The sequence below is a fragment of the Paenibacillus abyssi genome (genome assembly GCF_014640295.1).
Taxonomy (GTDB): Bacteria; Bacillota; Bacilli; order Paenibacillales; family Paenibacillaceae; genus Paenibacillus_D; species Paenibacillus_D abyssi.
Genome location: NZ_BMGR01000003.1, coordinates 202475 through 222239, shown reverse-complemented (window position 1 = coordinate 222239; position 19765 = coordinate 202475). Strand labels below are relative to the sequence as shown.

The following is a 19765-nucleotide window of genomic DNA, read 5'->3' as shown; positions in this document are numbered from 1 at the left end:
CCGACTATAACAGGGAACCCATCCTGTTATTCTGTGGTAAAACCATCACAGTTATATAAATTAAAAACAAAACAACACTAACTGTTGTATATATTGCACAGTATAGGGCGGGCTAAACGAAATGTCAACACCCTCCGTTCACTTCGTTCTTTCCGCCAAGTCAGCAATTGTGTATCGCTCCAGCACGCTAACAATTTGCTGATCGATCTCTGATGTAATGTCGGCAAATGCCGCCTTCATCTCCTGCCCAAAAGGGTGAAATCCAGTCGTATCGATCATTCCGTTGCACAGCGGATCTCCGACTTGAAGCGCGCAATAGACATCGGCTAACGTAATTTCATCCGCCGGCTTCTTTAGCCGGTATCCGCCCTCGCGGCCCTCGCGAGTTTCCAGCAGATTTTCCTTCGCCAGCTTTGCAAGCACGCGCCGCAGCAGCGTCGCCTCGGAGTGAAGCAAACCGGCAATCTCCGAGCTTGAACAGGTGCAATCGCTGCGTGTCATGACAACCATCGCCTGCAGCGACAACCCGTACCATTTATGGTTTGGCGATCCTGAACATCGATCTATTTTCATTCGTTTGTCCCCCTCTTCCCATGAGAACTTTATGTTAAGGATACTCTAAAATGTTCCCGAAATCCTGCATATTGTTCAAGAAGAACAGCCAGTTTTTCCAGCTGCTCCCCTTGAAAGCAATGTCTAATCCGGCTTGCGCATCGTCAAGCTGACACGTCCTTTTTTCAGGTCAACGCTCAGCACCCAGACCGTCACATTGTCGCCGACGGAAACAACATCCATCGGATGTTTGACAAAGCGATCGCTCATCTGAGAAATATGGACAAGACCATCGTTCTTAATTCCGATATCCACAAATGCCCCGAAGTCAATGACGTTACGGACCGTTCCCTGCAGCTCCATGCCAGGCTTCAAATCTTCAATTTGCAGCACATCGGTATGGAAAATCGGAGGCGGAAGCTCTTCACGCGGATCGCGGCCTGGACGAAGCAGGCTATCCACGATATCCCGCAGCGTCGGCACACCGACGCCAAGCTGCGGCGCTACGGCCTCGGGCTCGATCTGGGAGAGCTTATCGGCCAGTTCCCGCGTTCCAAGCTGCTGCAGCTCCAGACGCAACTCTTTGAATAACTGGTCAACAACGCCATAGGATTCAGGATGGATCGGTGTCCGGTCGAGCGGGTTGCTGCCGCCGGGAATGCGTAAGAAACCGATGCACTGCTCGAATGACTTTGCCCCCAGCCTAGGCACCTTCTGCAGCTGCTTACGATTCTCGAACTTCCCGTTCTCCTCACGGAATTTGACAATGTTCTTCGCAATCGTCGCATTTACGCCCGCTACATACGATAGCAGCGAAGGCGAGGCTGTATTGACATCCACGCCGACATGGTTAACCGCCGATTCAACAACGCCTCCCAGGCTCTCTTCAAGGCGCTTCTGGCTGACATCATGCTGATACTGGCCGACTCCGATGGCCTTTGGTTCAATCTTTACCAGCTCAGCCAAAGGATCCTGCAAACGGCGGGCAATCGATACGGCGCTGCGCTCAGCAACATCCAGCGCGGGGAATTCTTCCTGCGCAAGCTTGGATGCCGAATATACGCTGGCTCCGGCTTCGTTGACAATAATATATTTCAACTGCTGCCCATTCCCGCTTTTACCACTGCGCTTGGCGATCAGACCGGCGATAAATTGCTCTGTCTCTCGCGAAGCTGTGCCGTTGCCGATTACGATAAGACTGACCCCATAACGGTCAATGATGCCGTTGATGATCTTCTCAGCTTCTGCAACTTTATTGTTCGGAGGCGTCGGATAGGTCACGGCAACCTCCAGCAGCTTGCCTGTATCGTCCACTGCGGCCAGCTTACAGCCTGTGCGGTATGCCGGATCGACACCGAGTACGACACTGCCCTTAACGGGCGGCTGCAGCAGCAGATTGCGCAAATTAGCGGAAAAAATTTGAATGGCATGCTCTTCCGCTTTCTCCGTCATTTCAGCGCGCACTTCTCTTTCAATGGAAGGTGCGATCAATCTTTTGTAAGCATCCTGAATCACGCTGACCAGCGCCGCTGCGATCGACGGCGTGGTGTGATTGCGCAGGACTTGACGGTTGAAATATTCATGAATCCGCTCTATGGGAACATCAAGGTGTACGCGCAGCATATCTTCCCGTTCTCCGCGATTGATCGCCAGAATCCGATGAGGCGGCAGCTTGCGGACAGGCTCTTGATAACTGTAATACATCTCATAGACCGACTCAGCAGCAGCGTCCTTCGCTTCTGTACGGAGCAGTCCCTGGTCAAACGTAAATTTGCGAACCCATGCACGATACTTGGCATCATCCGCCAGGTTCTCCGCTATAATGTCCATCGCGCCCTGCAGCGCTTCCTCCGAAGTAGCGACGCCTTTGTCCGCATCGATATATTTCTGCGCCTCAACAAGCGGCTCACCCTGCTTAGGCTGAGCGAACAACCAGTCCGCCAACGGTTCCAAGCCGCGCTCTTTCGCGACACTGGCACGGGTCTTGCGCTTCTGGCGATAAGGACGGTATAGATCCTCAATTTCCTGCAGCTTGACCGATTGCTCGATCGACGCCCGCAGCTCGGCTGTCAGCTTGCCCTGCTCGTCAATCAGCCGGATAACTTCCCGCTTGCGGTCTTCCAGGTTATTTAAATATTGTAATCGTTCTTCGATGCTGCGCAGCTGATTCTCATCCAGCTCACCGGTCATTTCCTTCCGGTAACGCGCAATGAATGGTATCGTGTTCCCTTCCACGAGCAGGCTTACTGCCGCTTTCACTTTTGTCATCGGAATTTGCAGCTCTCCGGCAATCTGCTTTTCTATGCGCTGCTGCTGATTTGCTTTTTGTTCTGGAGTAAGCTCTGTCTTGCCACCCAAGCCATCTATAATTTCATCGATTGATTTCGTTTCAGCCACGCCGTTAACACCATCCTTTATTCCTTGTCGATTGACGACCTTATCACTTTCATTTTCGCAGATTTGTGGATATATTACCAGAAAAAGCCGCCAGCTGGGGCGATCACTCGTCCAGTGGCGGCTTTGACCGCTCGCAGCCGATCAGGATTGCTGGGCTACATAGGGGTTATTTATCATTTCATAACCGATTGTCGTCTGCGGTCCGTGGCCGGGATACACCCTAACCTGCGGATCCATCTTGTACAGCTTGCCGCGAATGGAGTCGAACAGATCCCGTTCGCTGCCTCCCGGCAGATCCGTCCGGCCCACTGATTGGCGGAACAGTACATCCCCTGAGAACAGATGCGTGCCGCACAAAAAGCTTACACTGCCCGGCGAATGGCCCGGGGTATGGGATACGCGAAACTCCAGCCCGATCAGCTTCAAAACCTGGCCTTCGTCCAATGCGTATTCGGCAGGCCCGGTCGACAGCGGTTCCGTCACATCGCTCCAGCGCATCGACCCGTTCTTGCGGGGATCCGTCAGCCAATCGGCTTCCAAGTCATGAATATAGACCGGACAGCCGCAAGCTTTGCGAACTTCCTCCACGCCGCCCATATGATCAAAATGCGCATGCGTCAGCAGAATCGCCTCTACTTGCACACCGCGCTCCCGAATCCGCTCGAGCAGCTTTTTCGGATTCATGCCCGGATCGATTACAATGGCATGTTTTCCGGATTCCTCTGTAATGAGGTAGGCGTTTGTCTGCAGCGGCCCTAATACGAACGTTTCAATATTCATCATCTTATAACGAGGAAATGAGCTCGCGCAGCTCTTTCAGAATAACCGCTTGATAACCGGTGCCTTCCCCGTAACGGCGGCCCATTTCCTGCCGTGCTTCAGCCAGCTTTTCTTGATAATCCGGCGCTTCCCGATCGGGGTTCGCCAGCTTGAAGGCTGTCATCGCTTCTTGAACGTGGGACGGGCGCGGACCCCATTGCCCCAATACAAATCCGCCGGTATCGGCGATAATAACGATCGGCACTGCTTCGCCGCCCATCGTCAGGAACTGCTGCATCGTATCCTGATGCTCTTCCTTGATCAGCACTTCAGTTGGCACGCCGCTGATCTCCAAAGCACGGAACACGACCGGAATATTTTTCACTACATCTCCACACCAGTCCGCCATCAGGATGAGACAGCGCAGATCATCGCGGTTGTTCAGCGATTCGAAGAACTCCTTCTCTTCCTCATTCGGCCATTCGAATTGCTCATACAGGGAAACAAACGTTTCCTTGTTGCGCGTCATGCCGTCGATAAATTGCTGCGGGCTAATCCCTTTGTTAAGCTTCTCACTCACATTTTTACCCATTCCCGATTCTCTCCTCGTCCATCTTTTTATTGTTATTGTAACAAAACCGCAGTGATTTCTACAATCGGAACCGGTTAGACCGTTTTTCCTCTGCTTCGCAAAAATTTGATCATGAAATAAACGATCGCAAGCGCAATGGCTCCAAGAATGGCCGGTTGGACATAAGGCGCTGCCTTCTCGTCAATCAGCTCCCACTGCTTGCCAAGCTGCATGCCTAGATAAACAAACAAAATCGTCCAGGGAATAACCGCCAATGTCGTTAAAAGCGTAAATTTCCCAAGCGGCATCCGGGTAATACCGGCAGGAATCGAGATCGCATGCCTGATCACGGGAACAAACCGGGCGAAAAAAATCATGCCTGTGCCATAACGGTTAAACCATTCCTCGGACAGGTCCAAATGCTTCTTATTGATGTGGAGGTGCTTCCCGTATTTCTCCAGAAAAGGACGTCCGCCATACCGGCCAATCCAATACACGAACAACTGCGCCAACGTTCCTCCAATCGTTCCGAACACGACTGCGCCCAAAAACGATACGCTGCCCAGATTCACCAGATAGCCGGCGTATGCCAGTACGATTTCACTTGGAATGACTTCGACCATAAGACCAAGCATAACCCCGAACACACCGAGCTGCTGAATCCATTCAAACAGCAAATGGACAACATTTGAAATCCAATCCATCACTTTCCCGCACCTGCCATTTTAAATTTAATATGTACTACCGTTAACGTATTCTAACCTATCGCGAGACATTCCTTCAAGAGGAGTCATGCCTTGACAAGCCCAAGCATAGACTAGCTGTGAGAACGATACAAGAAAAACGAGGTGTTCGTCATGTCCAAAGTGTTTGTAATTAGCAAAAAGCAGATTCGCCTGTTCGCCATTCTCGCGCTTGTCGTAATTATGGCGGCCGCCTATCTGCGATGGGATCAGACCAAAACGGCAAGCAGCACGCCGGGTACGGAGCGCGTTATCCATTTGATCACGACCGAATTTAAAACCAAAACGGCAGACGGCAAAGAACTTGAAATCTACCGTTTTGATCCCGGAACGATCGTCGTTCAGCGCGGCGAGTTAATCCAGTTGAACATTACGGGGATTAACGGACAGAGCCATCCTTTTGTGATCGAGGGGCTCAATGTGAAAGGTGAAGTGAAGAAGGGCCAAACCACCGTCGTCCGCTTTACCGCCGATCAGCCCGGCACCTACCCGATCCTTTGTCTGACCCACACCGAAATGAAGCACGGCGGACCAATGGTTGGCTACCTCGTAGTACAAGAATAAAAAGCGGTAATATACAATAGCCCCTCCCTCAATTGTAGCCACACCTATACAGGCAGCATACCTATATAGTGGAGAGGAGAGGGTCGCTATCAAGCCAACAAACGAAAAGCATCAGCCCCAATATCCGACCGCCCGCAAAATCCGCCGCGCTTGCAGCAATGAGCTTTATCGGGCCATCAAGCGGTTGAAGCTTTGGGTTCCCCAGGATCGTCTGGAATCGGCCGAGCAGTTATACTTCAAGAAGGTTATCCTTAATCTTCAATGGATTACGGAAAATCACAGCAACCGCAAGCTGCTGGCCAACTGGTGGGACGATAACGTCAGCGCCGAAATGGCTGAACTGTTGAACGTTGACCGCAAACGGTTGTGCGAGGCCTTCCGGGAAGCATTTGGCGGATAAAAGCAGCATAAAAGGGGTGAGGATGTCCGATAAGTATATGCTTACGAAGCGAGGGCTCTCCCATAAGTCATCGATGATGACGATGGGATAGCTCCTTTGTCTTAAAAGCTTTGGTTTTACCGCATTCACTGCGCAGTCGAATGTTCTTCCGATCGCTGTTGTTCCCGGATTCCCTTGCATGAATAGGCCGAGGTGGGAATCCGGGAACAAAGGCGAAGCTTCTCCAGAATCATTCGATCCGCTTCGTTTAGGCGTAACCGTTTCTTTCCTAAAAACAAACAAAAAAAAGCCTTTCCTTGTTAACATGTAAGTACGACCAAACATGAACAAAGGAGAGGCTTCTTTTGTACGTCGAATAGCAAGATCGACAACTGGACCTACCTGACTGAGGAAGACAGCCGGGTTTGTCCGGCGGGTCAGCGACTGACCTTCCGAAGAGAAAGCCAAGAGTGGACCGAGGACAAACTCCCGTGGCAGCTGCCTTTTTTATGGCTATTCAGGCTTGATCAAGCTCGGATCGGTCTGTTCAAGCAGCTTGCGGGACAACTCCGCCGCCGTCCGCGCTGCCGCCGTCAACTCGAAACGGCGGTCATTGGACAGGCGTACCATAGCTTGGACCTCCCGGTCCAGCGCCTCGTACGCCCCATACAGTGACAGCGCCGCCTGCGCCGCAAGGCGCGCGTCGGCTTGGCGCCCGGCATCGCGCAGCTCCAGCGCGAGCCGCGTGAGCAACTGCACCGCTTCGGTCTGCTTCGCCTTATCGAAGCGGTCCAGCCGCAGTGCCTCGCGCAGCAGCTCCTCGGCCTGCGGCACATCCCCGAGCTCGGCATACGTTCTGCCGAGCTCCCAAAGCAGCAGCGCGGACTGCGGTTCATAGCGCAGTCCTGCTGAAAGCAGCTCCGCCCGCTCCTGCGGCGGGGCGAGCGGCGCCAGATCGAGGCGAATCCGCGTCGAATACGGATTCGCTTCGAGCCCCGCGCGCAGCGCAGATTCGCGCGCGGCGCCGGCGGCCGCGCTTGCGGCTTCGCGCGCTTGGCGCGCCCCATCGAGCCGCACGCCGGCATAAACGGCTGCGGCCAGCAGCACCACGGCGAGCGTTGCAGCCAGCACGCTGACAGCGATGCGGCTGCTGCGGAGTGCGCCGCCTCTTAACATTAACGTAAATGCTTCGCTTGGTTCACGGGCAAAGGGCTCCCTGAACGACGGTGCCGTCACGAAATACGCGATAAATGCAAACAGAAGCAGCCAATAAAACCCGTAAGCCATATCAAAATCGATCGCCGCATGCGATAGCAGTACAACTGCCGGAATCAACCCTTCCCGGTTCAATTTCCAGAGGCGCAGCAGCAGCATGGTCAGCATAATACAGAACAAAGCGAATCCGATGACGCCAAGCTCAAGCAACATATCCAAATACCCGCTATGCACCTCATTGCCGACATAGGGCTGCTGCTGAATCCGCAGAAACTGCAGCCGCCAAACGTCTCCGCCCCTGCCAAACCAAGGCGCCTCCTTGAACAGACGCCAAGCATCCTCATAAAACAACCTGCGCGCGCCGGCTGTTTCATAATGCCCGCCCCCCAGCCTTCCTTGAATCGAGGCCGGAAGCAGCGTTACGAAAGCAGCAGCGCAGGCAATCCCACAGATAGAAGTCCGCCAAACCCCGTCAAATCCACCTTTTAACATAATAAATCGCAATACAGCAAATCCTGCAAAGCACGCTGCCAGCAATACGAACAGCGTCACCCCTTCGGCCCGCATATCACGATCAACTGCCGCGATGCCGGCGCCTGCTCCTACAGTATTTCGATACAGAGCGGCAGCTGCCGCCATCGTATAGCCAGAATACAAAATCCACTTTTTCCTGCCTTCGCGCCCGGTCAGCAGCAACCCCGCAGCCCACCCGATAGCAAGGGCAACCCATGCCCCTCGCGACTCAGTAAGCAGCAGTGTAAGCCCGACGGGAATCACTTGTGCCATGAGAAACAAAAAAGCCCGCCACGTTTGAGCGGCCAGCATCCGCAGCCAATACCACACGAGAAACGCGGATAACACCGCGCCCAGCATATTCGGATATTGAAAAAAGCCCGCAAGCCTCGCACCTACAGACGAAAGCTGCTCATCTCCGGTGTACATCACGATATCCGGAAATGTTGACCATCCCATCCACCCGGCAAGTGATCCCCATCCGATAAAAACGCCCGCGCCATGCAGTCCGAATTCAATCCCTTTATAAGATTGTCCGATTTGGCCAATGAACAGCAGCACCATCAAAAAAGCGCCGTACGCTGCCCAGCGGAGCGCTTGTTCGAGCGAGCCCAGCATCGAGACCGGCGTCCCTGCAAACTGAATCACATAACAAGCCGAAATCAAAAACGGCGCACACGTTACCAGCAGCACATTGCGATATTTACCCAGATGATTTAAAGGCATAACAAAACCGGATACGGCTATGGCCAAAATAACACTAATAGCCAGGACATATAAAATAATTTCCAACCGATACAACGAGACATCAAAATACATTCCATAGCGATAAACCGCATAGCTTAATACGACTCCGACACCCAGTGCAGCATAAGCTAGCCGTATATTCACCAAGACAGTCCCACCATAAACCGCATCCTTTACATAATGATTTGCAATCGAAGTCTCTTAATAACACGCCATTCTGTCGATTTCCCGGGAAATAAGAGAATCTTGTCGTAAACATGAAACGGCTCTCGCCGTCTTTACAGCGCGAGATTCTATTACACCACTCATTATACTAGGATAGTCCAAACTAGCGAGCGTAAAACCTGTTTTACCCGGAAACACATAATGTTGGCGTCTGCTGCCCCGATCCTCGTGAAGAGCAAATGCTGAAATGCACAAAAAAGCAGCTTCCTGAAAGGAGCCGCCTTAATTGTGCACCATGCTTGCATTTACAATTTGATTGCGCCCGCCGTTCTTTGCCTCGTACAGGGCCGAATCCACTTGCGCAAACAATTCACGAAGATATGCTTTGGGATCTTCTATCCCTGTTTTTTCATAAGCTTCAATGGCCAACACGCCCATGCTAATTGTAACGGACACTTTTTTCTGGCCGCCCCCTATCGAGATGACGTTCCGCTCAATAGACTTCTTGATCCGATCCGCCAGAATCTCCGCTTGCTCACTGTTCGTGTGGGGCAGATAAACCGTAAATTCCTCGCCCCCGTATCTCGCAAGAATATCGGTTCGACGTAAAGCGCTCTGAACAATCTCTGCCGTACTGCGTATCACTTCATCACCGGCCACATGACCGTAAGTATCGTTAATCCCTTTAAAATAATCAATATCGAATAAAAATATCGCAAACGGAATTTGATACCTTATATTCGTTGTCACTTCATGCTCCAGCTGCTGCATGAGATACCGCCGGTTATAACACCCTGTTAAGCTGTCCGTGATCGCCATATGCTCCAGTTTCTGGTTCGCTTTGTACAAATCGTCCTGCATAATGATCAATGTGCGGTTACGCTCCTGCAGCATTTCATTATGCCGATGGGAGGCATCGACAAGACGGCGCAGCTGACTGACATCTTGAAAAGTGATTACCCGGCCGATCATCGATAAATATTGGTCAAAGATCGGTGCCGCATAGATTGACGCATGTTGATAACTGCCTCTTTTCATGGTCACTTCAATCAGAGCCCGCTGAGGCGGCTGACTGTAATAAGCCTCCATAAACGCTTGTAAATCGCCTTCAATCTGCAGCGGAGCGAGAAATTGCTCCATGTCCAGCCGGTCTCCAATACGGATATCCACATATGGACGAATCACCTTGTTGACCTCGAGCACGACGTCATATTGGTTAAGAACGATAATCCCGGTATTGATGCTGTCAAGGATGCCCTGCTGTGCAACCTCTACAATATTGAACATCTTATAGCGTTGGATCGCCATTAAAAAACAGAATCCAGACAACAGGATGCCGAGGGATGTTAAGCCTGCAATTAACGAAAACCTAGAACCAAAAACAACATTTACTATTACATCCGCCGACGCAAAGCCCGCCAATATCAACATCCCGATCGCCGCCACTCTAATCTGTGCCTTATGACGCGATGTAATGTCCGAAATATACGTTTTGATCAAATGGTTGAAGGATACAATGCCATAAAAAACCAATGTTGCAATCAAAAACCAGAAAAGCGGTCCGTACTCCCGTAGTGCGTACGTACCATTAATTGTCCCCATAAACAGATCACCCGGATTGACGATCACCCCGAGCGAGGACAGCAAAGAGGGAAGAGAGATAAGGAATATCGACCTATGACCCAGAAAATAAGATTGACCTGTGAGAAAAATGGCAAAGATCAGCCACCCTGCACCGAGCAAGGACAAGCCGACAAACGAAACGGTGATGTAAAAAAGCTGATATTGGGGGTTGTCGGTGGTTTGAACGGCGAATTGGCACAAAGGCCACAGCATCATCAAAAAATGAAACAAAAGATACACTTTATGCAATACTGTGATTGTATTGAACATAAACACACAGGCAAACATGAACAGCATGAATAAAAAGATCGTGAATTCCAACCAAATGATGAGTCCCAAAACCGTTCACCCATTCAAAATAAGTAATCATACTAAACCTGGGACCAGCCTAAAACACTATGGTATATATCTTATCACACTATGTTTTTTGTACACAATCACAAAGAGCTTGGAATTCTTTGTTTTTATGCTAAAAACAGCTGATTTTTAATCAATCTTTAGGCAATAAGTCATGCAAAGTTCTCTCTAAGTAGGGATTCAGACATAAAGAGTCCCGGAATGCAGTATATTCTCGCCAATGCTTCTCTTGAGTTGGCAAGCTGCTCCTAAAGGCCCGGATTAATAAATTTTTAGGCGTATGCTCCGGATCGATAAACTCGACCATCTGGGTCCTGTAGCCGATAACCTCCAGCAGTTGCGCTCTAACCGCATCCGTAGCAAGCGCGGAAAACCGTTCCTTTAATAATCCATGAGACAGGATAGGCTTTAACATGTCATTGGAGATTTGTCCAAACAGCTCATGCTGACAACAGGGCACAGACAAAATAACGGATGCTCCCCAGCGCACCGCTTTTGCCAAGGCGGCATCAGTAGCCGTATCACAGGCATGCAGGGTAACGACCATATCGACTTCCGAATGACCTTCGTAATCCGCGATATCTCCATGCAAGAATTGCAGCCGCTCATAACCCAACGTATCCGCCAAGCTGGAACAGAAAGCAATCACATCCTGCTTGAGATCCAAACCGACAATCCGAATCTCTCTCTTTTGGACGATTGCAAGGAGATGATAAAGCGCAAAGGTCAAATACGATTTGCCGCAGCCAAAGTCCACGATCGTAATTTCCCGATTTTGCGGCAAATGCGGCAGCACATCCGATACAACCTCAAGAAACCGGTTGATCTGGCGAAATTTATCCTGCTTCTGTGCGTGCACTCTGCCCTCCTTTGTCATGATGCCCAGCTCAACCAGAAACGGAACCGGGGTGCCTTCCTCCAGAACGCGCTGCTTGCGCCGGTTATGCAAAGCGGTATCTCCGCTTTTCACGGACGTAGGAGGCTTACGCAGCAGGCTTGCTTTCCCTTTCTTGCTCATCAACAGCTGAACATCGGCTTCAACTGTTTTGAACAGGCCTTGACGATATGCCTCTTCCATTAATCGCACGGCATGATCAGCGGCTTCTTCGGGAAGCAGATTCTCATGTGTGACCTTATTCAATTCATGATATTCAAACTGATAATGCAGACCCGACTTGAGCTCTACAGGACGGATCACGGTCTTAGGAGAATAAGACGTATCCTTGCGGCGAAGCTGGCTAAGCGTCGCCTGAATGAGTGATTGTTCTTTTATCCATTGACCGATCTGCGGTTTCCAGTTATCCATAACTCTATTGTTACACTCCTTGTTTTTGCAATTCCAGGATGCCTTCTTCTACTTCTTCTCTGGACAAACCGCCATTTTCCAATTGATCATCCGATAACCACTGCAGCATGGTATAGAATTGGACGGCTTCCTCAGCCGATATCTCCTCATCCTCCAACAGCTCATATAGTACATTCTCGGCCTGATCGTAAGCGCCATCCAGTTGATACCACTCCAGCAGCAGCCTTTTCGTATCCGGCGGCAGCTCGTACACCTCCAGCATGGCCAGCAGCAGCCGCACTTCCTGTTTAGGATCGGCTGCGATCGCATCGCATTCCGCAACGGCCGCCCGCAGGAACAGGTTCAACGACTTCAGCCGAAAGATATAGCTTAATCCTTCCTCGCCCTTCTCTTCATAGATTTGCCCCTTTTCTTTAAACAGCACGGCGATGGCTTGCACACTGGCGAAATCAGTCACGCCGTTTGTCGTAAGAAGCTCCGTCAAATCCTTATCCGACAGAGAATGAATGAGGCGCGAGTTCAACCTGAACTGCCGATCGAGCAACTCGTCTATCACCTGCAGCGCCTCCAGATGCTCTTTGCGCTCCCGCAGGCCGATCACCTGGCCGATCGCGCCGGCCATTTGCTCAATCATACGCATGAAATAGTCACGCTGAAACATTGTTTTACCTCCTACAACGACCTAATGAACCGATCAAGCGCCGACGCCAGTTCAGGAGCCGCTTCCACCATCCCCATATGACCCGCATGTTCAAGGACAACCGTACTGATATGCTCTTCTGTTGCGCTGAAGGTGCGCTCCGGCGGGATGACTTTATCCTCTTCACCGGCCAGCAGCAGCACTGGAAGCTCTGTCTCCCGCAGCACCGCATTCCGATCCTGTCGCTCCTTCATCCCAAGCGCAGTCGCTGCTGCAGCATGAACAGAGGTTGCGTAACCGATCTCTTTTATTCTCGCAACCTCCAAAGCCATCTTCTCCACATGATCCGGAGCAAACAGCTTTGGCACCAATCCGTCAACAAACACGCGAATGCCTTCGCCGCGGATCGTTTGCGCCGCTTTGTCGCGGTTTTCTTTGGCTGCCTCGCTATCGGAGTGCGCAGTTGAATGAACAAGCGCAAAGCCGTTTAACCGCTGTGGAAAGCGTTCCGCCGCCGCTAAGGCCACATAACCCCCCAACGAATGTCCTATGATGCAAGCGCGTTCGATCTTCAGGTGATCCATAAGAAGTTTAACGTCATCTGCGAAGTCTTCTATTGCATAGATTTCATCCTCCGGCGCAAAGGAAGCGCCGTGACCTCTCATATCAAGCGCAATGATCCGGCCTGCAGCTTGAAGATAAGGAAGCACCTTCTCCCAGTAAGCCGAGCTTCCGCAGTAGCCATGCAGCAGGATAACCGTCCCGCCTGTATTTTCCTTTACTCCGCTGTCATAAAAAGCTAACTCTCCACCGCTGCTTATGACCATTTTTTCATTGGCCAATGTCGTTGGTTTCATCATTAATCACCCTCTCGATTCAAAGTTGGATTGCGGCCATGCAGTATGTATGGCCTCAGCTAAGCTCTTCGCCATTTGCATAACAGTAAAAAGTGAAGTCGTCTGAAGTGTTGTATACGGCTTAGGACCATATACGTTTACAACGCCGGCAATACTATAATTACCCGCTTCGGGCATTGTTGTACCTAATGCCTGTGCAGGAATCAGAGGACCGCGCGCGACCAGATAAGCGCCGACGGATTCCGGTTTTCCCAAACAGGCATCTATAGCAATCACAACTTTGTCCTCGGGAAGGGAACTCAGAGTGGTTAACAATTGCTGCGCATCGCATGGCCGCTTTAACGTTCCTGTCACATGCGGCCAGCCTTGCTCCTGCAGCAGATTTCCTACCAAAGGACCAAATGCGTCACCTGTAGAGCGATCACTCCCGATGCACAGAAATAAAATATCGTCTTTACAGGGATGCCTCTCTGCAATGGAAGCCAAAAAAAGCGTGAGCTTGGCACCGTCTGCCCTTTCCCGTTTTGTATTCTGTATTGCAGGCGCCCTTACTATTGTACGCCGTTTTCTTATCTCATCATCACGGGTGCTGACACGAAGTCGTTTCATGTGCAGAAGCCTCCTGTACTGCAAATCACTGATCCATCCTACCTTTTTATTGTATCGAATTTGCGCAGCGGCAGCAATTTATGGCGATGTGACCCCGATCATGTTAAAATATCGATGGAACCAGTCCAAGGAAGGATGATAATAATGGCAAATTTAAACGAACCGACCCAAGAGAATGTGGAGTATATGATAGAGGCGATTAAGTCTAAGCTGAAAATGGCTACAGCGGCCGCGATGCAAGCCTCGCATTTCAACGTGAAGCAGTATGACGATATCAAGGATCTGTATGATGTAGTAGCAGATAAAAATAATTTCAGCATTAGCGAGATCGAGGCACTCGTATCCGAGCTGGGACGGTTAAGAAATAAATAAAATAAATATTATCCATAATATACCATTATTTAATACATTTCGACATTATTATTGATGAAAAAACGAGGATATTGTCGATCCTCGTTTTTCTTTGTCGTGTTTTATTCTTTCAAGTTTGTACGGATCGCCATGGATTCATCCCTTTCCAGTCCATCTTCACTTTCCGCGGCAAGCGTCAGCCGTACCGTTACCTGCTTGTGCTCACCTCTCAAAAAGTAGGCGATCCGCTCCAAGCGATCCGCGATCTCCGGGCCGCTAAGCGTCGTATTCAACTGGTAGTCAAAATGATCCTCACGAAATTTGTAAGCCGGCTGAGCAGCAGGCGTTTGATAACCATAATAAGGTTCGGAGCCCGTTCGGGACGGCATCATCTGCTCTGGGAAGAACTTGTCCGATTTGTTCACAACGCGCTCATAAATCCGGAGTTTCTTCAGCAGCATGTAATACTGTGCGGAATGCTTGAAGCCCCAAACCTCCCGAATGTCCTTTAATGTATAATCCATCTTCCATCTTTTCAGCTTTTCGACTTGTTCCTCCGTCTCCAAATTCATAAAGTCGTCAAGCGGCATAATTTGCAATGACATGCCGTGACCTCCAATTCATTATTTTTTTCTAAACTTATCCATATATAAATTCGTTAATCACATCAAGAATCCTCCAAGTGATGTTTAAAATCGCCTCATGGGGTATATCCCGCTGATATTATCTACCCTGCGCATATTTTACAAGATTAATAAATTCCTGATTGGACCTGATTGTATTGTCATTTAGGCTCGATTATAATAGGTATATTGTACTAATTGTTTCTTGATTAAGGTAAATCTGCAGAAATCCGGAGATTGAAATCGTTGATACTCCGGGCAAAGATGCCATTTTATAGTTGTGCGTATATCAATGGGGAGTTGGAATCATGAAAAAAATCAGGTTGCTGCACAATGAAGAGCAACAGGAGCTAGGGCTGATTTGTCTGAGCGGCGAGCTGATGGAAGCTGTAGCTTTCACCGCTTGTTCCATGGAAGTTGGCGATGTTGTAACCTGTCACATCGATGAGCGTTATTACGAATGCAGGCTCATTCGTGTAACTGGAGAGCATTTATTTTTCTTTGTTCCCTCCACCCAGTTTATTGAAGAGGACACAGCATGCCTCCCCTCCAAAATTAAAAGTCAAATGTCGGGGACACTGATCAGCAAGGATACGATCATTGCCGCCGAGGTGGTTGATTTAAGCTCGCAGGGTATCGGGTTTATCTCCAGCCGGCATGAGCTGCAAATCGCTCAAACCTACTTTATATTGCTTGAATTTAATGCCAATTCATTGTTCTTTCAGATCATTATTATGAACCGTAACGATGAGACAGGCCGATACGGCGCCCTGATTGATTATATTGAACCTGCTGAGCGAAAAAAGTTCAACCAGCTTATATTCCAAGCCTTATTAACCCCTTAATAAGCACAAGCGAAAGTGGCATTCTTTATCGGTGAACTGCAGCATATCACAGTGAACAGCTTCAGAAAAATCCCCTTAAGGCGATCAACCTTGCCTTAAGGGGATTTTTCTGCTAACCCTCTTGCAATCCTATGCTTGCAAGGAAGCGACGGAATGCATCCGCACCCGCTTTCGTCCCTTTGTACACGCCCGCATCCATGAGCACCTGCAAAAACTTCTTGCCTGTCTCATCCTCAACGACTGCCGCGGCTTGCTCTGCATTAAGCGAGGTCCCGTACTGGCGCTGCAGCGTTTCGATCCATTCCGCATGGCTGTGCAGCGGATGTCCTGCCGTGCGTACCGCCGATGCCTCTTCATGGGCCTCTCCAGTCAGATAGGCGGCAATCTGTTCGAGCTCGGATCTGAGGCGGCCGGGCAATACAGCGAGTCCCATCACTTCAATCAGGCCGATATTCTCTTTCTTAATATGATGCAGATGCCGGTGCGGATGGAAAATACCTTCCGGATGCTCATCGCTGGTTCGATTATTGCGTAATACAAGGTCCATCTCATATTCGCCATTATCCCGCAGCCGGGCGATTGGCGTGATCGTATTATGAGGTACCCGTTCACCGCTCGGCTGCTGTGACCAGGCGATAATATCGGCATCCGGGTCGCTGTAATCGCGCCACGAATCAAGGAGCAAATTAGCAGCCTCCAGCATTTCCTGTTTGTTGGTTCCGTTAATTCGCACGACCGACATCGGCCATTTGACGATTTGAAAACGCACGCCAGGCAGCTCCGGATGGCGGAACATCGCCTCGACCGGGGCGATTTCCATCGCAAACGTATGGTTGCCTGCCTGAAAATGGTCATGGTTCAAAATGGAACCGCCGACAATCGGAAGGTCCGCATTCGAGCCAATAAAATAATGCGGCAGCTGCTCTACGAAATCAATCAGCCGGGCAAAGGTGGCTCCGGATATTTTCATCGGCACATGCTCACCGCAAAATACGATGCTGTGCTCATTATAATAAACATAAGGCGAGTATTGGAAAAACCATGCTTCATGCTGAAGCGTCAGCGGCAGTACACGCAAATTTTGCCGGGCCGGATGATCCGGCCGTCCCGCATAACCGACATTCTCCGCACATAACAAGCATTTCGGATAACGGCTGGGCGGCAGCGTCTTCAGCAGCGCTATCTCCTTTGGATCCTTCTCCGGCTTGGATAAGTTGATCGTTATTTCCAGGCTGCCATATTCCGTTGGCTGCAGCCACTGTTTGTTTTTGCGGATCCGGTCCATCCGGATGTAATTCGAATCGATGTTCAGCTTGTAAAAATCATCCGTCGCCCGCTTTATTCCTTCGGCTGCCGCAGTACGCCGGAAAGCTTCCGCTGCCGCCGAAGGGCGCGGCATCATCAATCCCATAATGCGCGCATCGAGAAGGTCACGCCATGTGACCGTATTGTCTGGAATTAGGCCGATTGAACATCCGTAATCAAGCAGCGCTTCGAGCGGTTCGAGCGGACTGCACGGCACTTCCCCAGGCAGCTCGCCCTCATAAGGCTCCGTGAAACGGAATAGATCAAGCAGCGCATTGCGGGTAAACCGCTCATCGAGCGGTGCAATTAGACCGTTCTTTCTTCCAAAACGAACCAACTGTTCGATTTGGAGCAGCGCTTCCTCCTGTGTCGGCGCTGCCACCAAGCTCTCCGCATCGGCGATCTCCTTTGTCATGTTGCTATCCCCTTTCTTCTTGGGATTGATATGTTAGTCTTTGGCGGAATAACCGCCCGGATTAGCCTGATGCCATGTCCAAGCGCTGCGGATGATATCTTCTAATTGATTGCGTTTCGGATTCCATCCCAGCTCATTGCGGGCACGGCTTGATGAAGCGACGAGCACCGCAGGATCGCCGGCACGCCTAGGCTCGATGATCATAGGAATCTCACGGCTTGTCACCTTGCGGGCGATCTCGATGACTTCCTTAACAGAGAAGCCTTGCCCGTTGCCCAAATTGTATACGGCGCTGTCTGCTCCGCCGCGAAGCCGATCGACGGCAAGCACATGCGCGTCTGCGAGGTCGCTTACATGAATATAATCCCGGATGCACGTGCCGTCCGGTGTCCCATAGTCATCCCCGAATACGGAAATGTGTGGACGCTGCCCCAGTGCGGCTTGCAGCACGATCGGCACCAGATGGGTCTCCGGAGCATGATCCTCGCCAATCCGGCCGCTCTCATGTGCACCGGCTGCATTGAAATAACGCAGCGATACGAATTTGATGCCGTGCGCGGTATCAAACCATTTCATCATCTTCTCCATCGCCAGCTTTGTCTCGCCGTAAGCATTGGTCGGAACCGTGCGGTCCAGCTCATCGATCGGCACATTTTCAGGCTCCCCGTATGTGGCCGCCGTTGAGGAAAACACGATTTTTTTGACGTTGTATTCATTCATTTTCTCAAGCAGACACAGCGTTCCGTATACGTTATTGTGATAATATTTTCCCGGGAGCTTCATGCTCTCGCCGACGAGCGAGTTTGCAGCAAAATGAATGACCGCATCAATATTGTTTTCTTTAAATACCGTGTCCAGAACATCCGCGTCTCTTAAATCGCCTACATAAAGCTTGCCGCCGATCACCGCTTCGCGGTGTCCCTGCTGCAAATTATCGATAACCACAATCTCTTCGCCGCGCTCAACCAGCGCAGCAACAGTATGGGAACCGATATATCCTGCTCCTCCGGTTACGAGTACTGCCATCGTTCATCCACTCCTCCGCTATGTTAGGATAATTGCTCTACTCCATTACCGATGTCGCATACATAGAAGTCCGCTTTCAGCCCGGTAACCTCGTTATATTCCCGCCCTACTTCATCGATGAACCGATCCACACTGTCTTCGTGCACAAGCGATACCGTACAGCCGCCAAAGCCAGCGCCTGTCATACGGGAGCCGAGCACGCCCGGCACCTTGCGGGCCGCAGCAACCATCGCATCGAGCTCCGCCCCCGTCACTTCATACAGGTCGCGCAGCGAGTCATGCGAATCGTTCATCAAACGGCCAAACATTTCCAGGTCATCCTGCTTGAGCGCTTCAACAGACCGGACCACACGTTGAATTTCTTCCACGACATGGCGCGCGCGATTGCGGGTGATCTCATCGTTGATCAACTGCTCATGTGCGTTAAATTGCTCCAGGCCAATCTGGCCCAGCAGCTCCAGCTTCGGAAATTGCGCCTGCAGGTCTTTCACTGCCTGCTCACATTGGCTGCGGCGTTCATTGTACTTAGAGTCCACCAGCCCGCGCCGTTTGTTCGTATTGCCGATGACCAGCTTGTAGCTGCCGCTGTTAAACGGCACCAGCTCATAGGCTAATGTGTCGCACATCAGCATAATTGCATGGTCCTTCTTTCCGTTGGCCACGGCAAATTGATCCATAATGCCGCATTTTACGCCATTGAATTCATTCTCCGATTTTTGGGAGAGCAATGCGATTTCCACCGTGTCCGTCGGATGTCCGCTCAGTGCCAGCAGCGCATAAGCCGTTACGACTTCAATGGAAGCAGAGGAGGATAAGCCAGCGCCGTTCGGAATTTCGCCATGATAAAGCAGGTCAAAACCGGCAGGCAGCGCATATCCGCGCGATTGCAGCTCGTTCACGATGCCTTTGGGATAATTCATCCAATCGTCCGCTTCGTCATAAGCGATCTCATCGATCGCAAATTGCTTCTTGAGTTCAAAATTCGTCGAAGCCAAGCCAAGCAGTTTGTCGTCACGCTCGCGGATCAGAAGAGTCGTGCCAAACGTCAATGCCGCGGGAAATACATAACCTCCGTTGTAATCGGTATGCTCGCCGATCAGATTGACGCGCCCCGGCGCGTGGAACGTATGCAGTCCTTGCTCTGTACCGCCGTATACTTGCAGAAATCGTTGTGTCAGCTCTTGTAGGTTAGCCATGTTCACA

At 50.7% G+C, this 19765-nt stretch carries 19 protein-coding genes; 4 read left to right on the top strand and 15 right to left on the bottom strand.

Features of this window, described 5'->3' with window-relative positions; all coding sequences use genetic code 11:
* Window positions 1-138: 138 nt before the first annotated feature.
* The 5 genes from IEW11_RS05660 to uptA form a co-directional block, all read right to left on the bottom strand.
* Window positions 139-573, bottom strand: a complete 435-nt coding sequence (locus tag IEW11_RS05660) for an RrF2 family transcriptional regulator (protein ID WP_188529830.1) — start codon at window positions 571-573, stop codon at window positions 139-141.
* A 123-nt stretch (window positions 574-696) separates the two neighbouring features.
* Window positions 697-2919 carry a Tex family protein gene (locus tag IEW11_RS05655; protein WP_308422706.1) on the bottom strand — a complete coding sequence of 741 codons (2223 nt, stop codon included), beginning with the start codon at window positions 2917-2919 and terminating at the stop codon, window positions 697-699.
* Window positions 2920-3090: 171 nt separating this feature from the next.
* A complete protein-coding gene (locus tag IEW11_RS05650) occupies window positions 3091-3732 on the bottom strand; it encodes an MBL fold metallo-hydrolase (RefSeq protein ID WP_188529827.1) in 642 nt (213 codons plus the stop codon).
* A gap of 1 nt (window position 3733) precedes the next feature.
* Window positions 3734-4300 carry a thioredoxin family protein gene (locus tag IEW11_RS05645; RefSeq protein WP_188529825.1) on the bottom strand — a complete coding sequence of 189 codons (567 nt, stop codon included), beginning with the start codon at window positions 4298-4300 and terminating at the stop codon, window positions 3734-3736.
* Window positions 4301-4374: 74 nt separating this feature from the next.
* Window positions 4375-4983: an undecaprenyl phosphate transporter UptA gene (gene uptA / locus IEW11_RS05640; RefSeq protein ID WP_188529823.1), complete on the bottom strand. Its 609-nt coding sequence runs from the start codon at window positions 4981-4983 to the stop codon at window positions 4375-4377.
* Between the two features lie 153 nt (window positions 4984-5136).
* On the opposite strand from uptA, the gene IEW11_RS05635 reads away from it, so the two are divergent.
* On the top strand, window positions 5137-5586 hold the full coding sequence (locus IEW11_RS05635; protein WP_188529821.1) for a cupredoxin domain-containing protein: 450 nt from the start codon (window positions 5137-5139) through the stop codon (window positions 5584-5586).
* Window positions 5587-5770: 184 nt separating this feature from the next.
* Complete coding sequence (locus IEW11_RS05630; protein ID WP_308422697.1) at window positions 5771-5986, top strand: hypothetical protein; 216 nt, start codon at window positions 5771-5773, stop codon at window positions 5984-5986.
* Window positions 5987-6478: 492 nt separating this feature from the next.
* Here IEW11_RS05630 and IEW11_RS05625 read toward each other — a convergent pair whose 3' ends face one another.
* The 6 genes from IEW11_RS05625 to yyaC all read right to left on the bottom strand — a co-directional run bounded on the left by IEW11_RS05625 (window position 6479) and on the right by yyaC (window position 13997).
* Window positions 6479-8584 carry an O-antigen ligase family protein gene (locus IEW11_RS05625; RefSeq protein WP_188529819.1) on the bottom strand — a complete coding sequence of 702 codons (2106 nt, stop codon included), beginning with the start codon at window positions 8582-8584 and terminating at the stop codon, window positions 6479-6481.
* Window positions 8585-8887: 303 nt separating this feature from the next.
* The gene (locus IEW11_RS05620) at window positions 8888-10567 is read right to left on the bottom strand and encodes a histidine kinase N-terminal 7TM domain-containing diguanylate cyclase (protein WP_229724970.1); all 1680 of its coding nucleotides are present in this window, start codon (window positions 10565-10567) and stop codon (window positions 8888-8890) included.
* Between the two features lie 151 nt (window positions 10568-10718).
* Window positions 10719-11891 (bottom strand): class I SAM-dependent methyltransferase, encoded by a 1173-nt coding sequence (locus tag IEW11_RS05615; RefSeq protein WP_188529818.1) that lies wholly within the window; start codon window positions 11889-11891, stop codon window positions 10719-10721.
* Window positions 11892-11901: 10 nt separating this feature from the next.
* Window positions 11902-12552, bottom strand: coding sequence for a DUF6483 family protein (locus IEW11_RS05610; RefSeq protein ID WP_188529816.1), 651 nt, complete (start codon window positions 12550-12552; stop codon window positions 11902-11904).
* Between the two features lie 11 nt (window positions 12553-12563).
* Window positions 12564-13391 (bottom strand): alpha/beta fold hydrolase, encoded by an 828-nt coding sequence (locus tag IEW11_RS05605; RefSeq protein WP_308422696.1) that lies wholly within the window; start codon window positions 13389-13391, stop codon window positions 12564-12566.
* 3 nt (window positions 13392-13394) lie between these two features.
* Window positions 13395-13997, bottom strand: coding sequence for a spore protease YyaC (gene yyaC / locus IEW11_RS05600; RefSeq protein WP_188529814.1), 603 nt, complete (start codon window positions 13995-13997; stop codon window positions 13395-13397).
* A gap of 144 nt (window positions 13998-14141) precedes the next feature.
* Here yyaC and IEW11_RS05595 point away from each other — a divergent pair, with 144 nt between their 5' ends.
* A complete protein-coding gene (locus IEW11_RS05595) occupies window positions 14142-14369 on the top strand; it encodes a DUF1128 domain-containing protein (protein WP_188529812.1) in 228 nt (75 codons plus the stop codon).
* 101 nt (window positions 14370-14470) lie between these two features.
* On the opposite strand, the gene IEW11_RS05590 is transcribed toward IEW11_RS05595, so the two are convergent.
* Window positions 14471-14953 (bottom strand): hypothetical protein, encoded by a 483-nt coding sequence (locus tag IEW11_RS05590; RefSeq protein ID WP_188529810.1) that lies wholly within the window; start codon window positions 14951-14953, stop codon window positions 14471-14473.
* Window positions 14954-15279: 326 nt separating this feature from the next.
* On the opposite strand from IEW11_RS05590, the gene IEW11_RS05585 reads away from it, so the two are divergent.
* Window positions 15280-15816 carry a PilZ domain-containing protein gene (locus IEW11_RS05585; protein ID WP_188529808.1) on the top strand — a complete coding sequence of 179 codons (537 nt, stop codon included), beginning with the start codon at window positions 15280-15282 and terminating at the stop codon, window positions 15814-15816.
* Between the two features lie 112 nt (window positions 15817-15928).
* On the opposite strand, the gene IEW11_RS05580 is transcribed toward IEW11_RS05585, so the two are convergent.
* From IEW11_RS05580 to IEW11_RS05570, 3 genes are read right to left on the bottom strand one after another with little or no spacing between them, the layout of a single operon-like run.
* Window positions 15929-17536 (bottom strand): UDP-glucose--hexose-1-phosphate uridylyltransferase, encoded by a 1608-nt coding sequence (locus IEW11_RS05580; RefSeq protein WP_188529806.1) that lies wholly within the window; start codon window positions 17534-17536, stop codon window positions 15929-15931.
* Window positions 17537-17569: 33 nt separating this feature from the next.
* Complete coding sequence (gene galE, locus IEW11_RS05575) at window positions 17570-18562, bottom strand: UDP-glucose 4-epimerase GalE (RefSeq protein WP_188529804.1); 993 nt, start codon at window positions 18560-18562, stop codon at window positions 17570-17572.
* Window positions 18563-18585: 23 nt separating this feature from the next.
* The gene (locus IEW11_RS05570) at window positions 18586-19758 is read right to left on the bottom strand and encodes a galactokinase (protein WP_188529802.1); all 1173 of its coding nucleotides are present in this window, start codon (window positions 19756-19758) and stop codon (window positions 18586-18588) included.
* Between the last annotated feature and the right edge of the window lie 7 nt (window positions 19759-19765).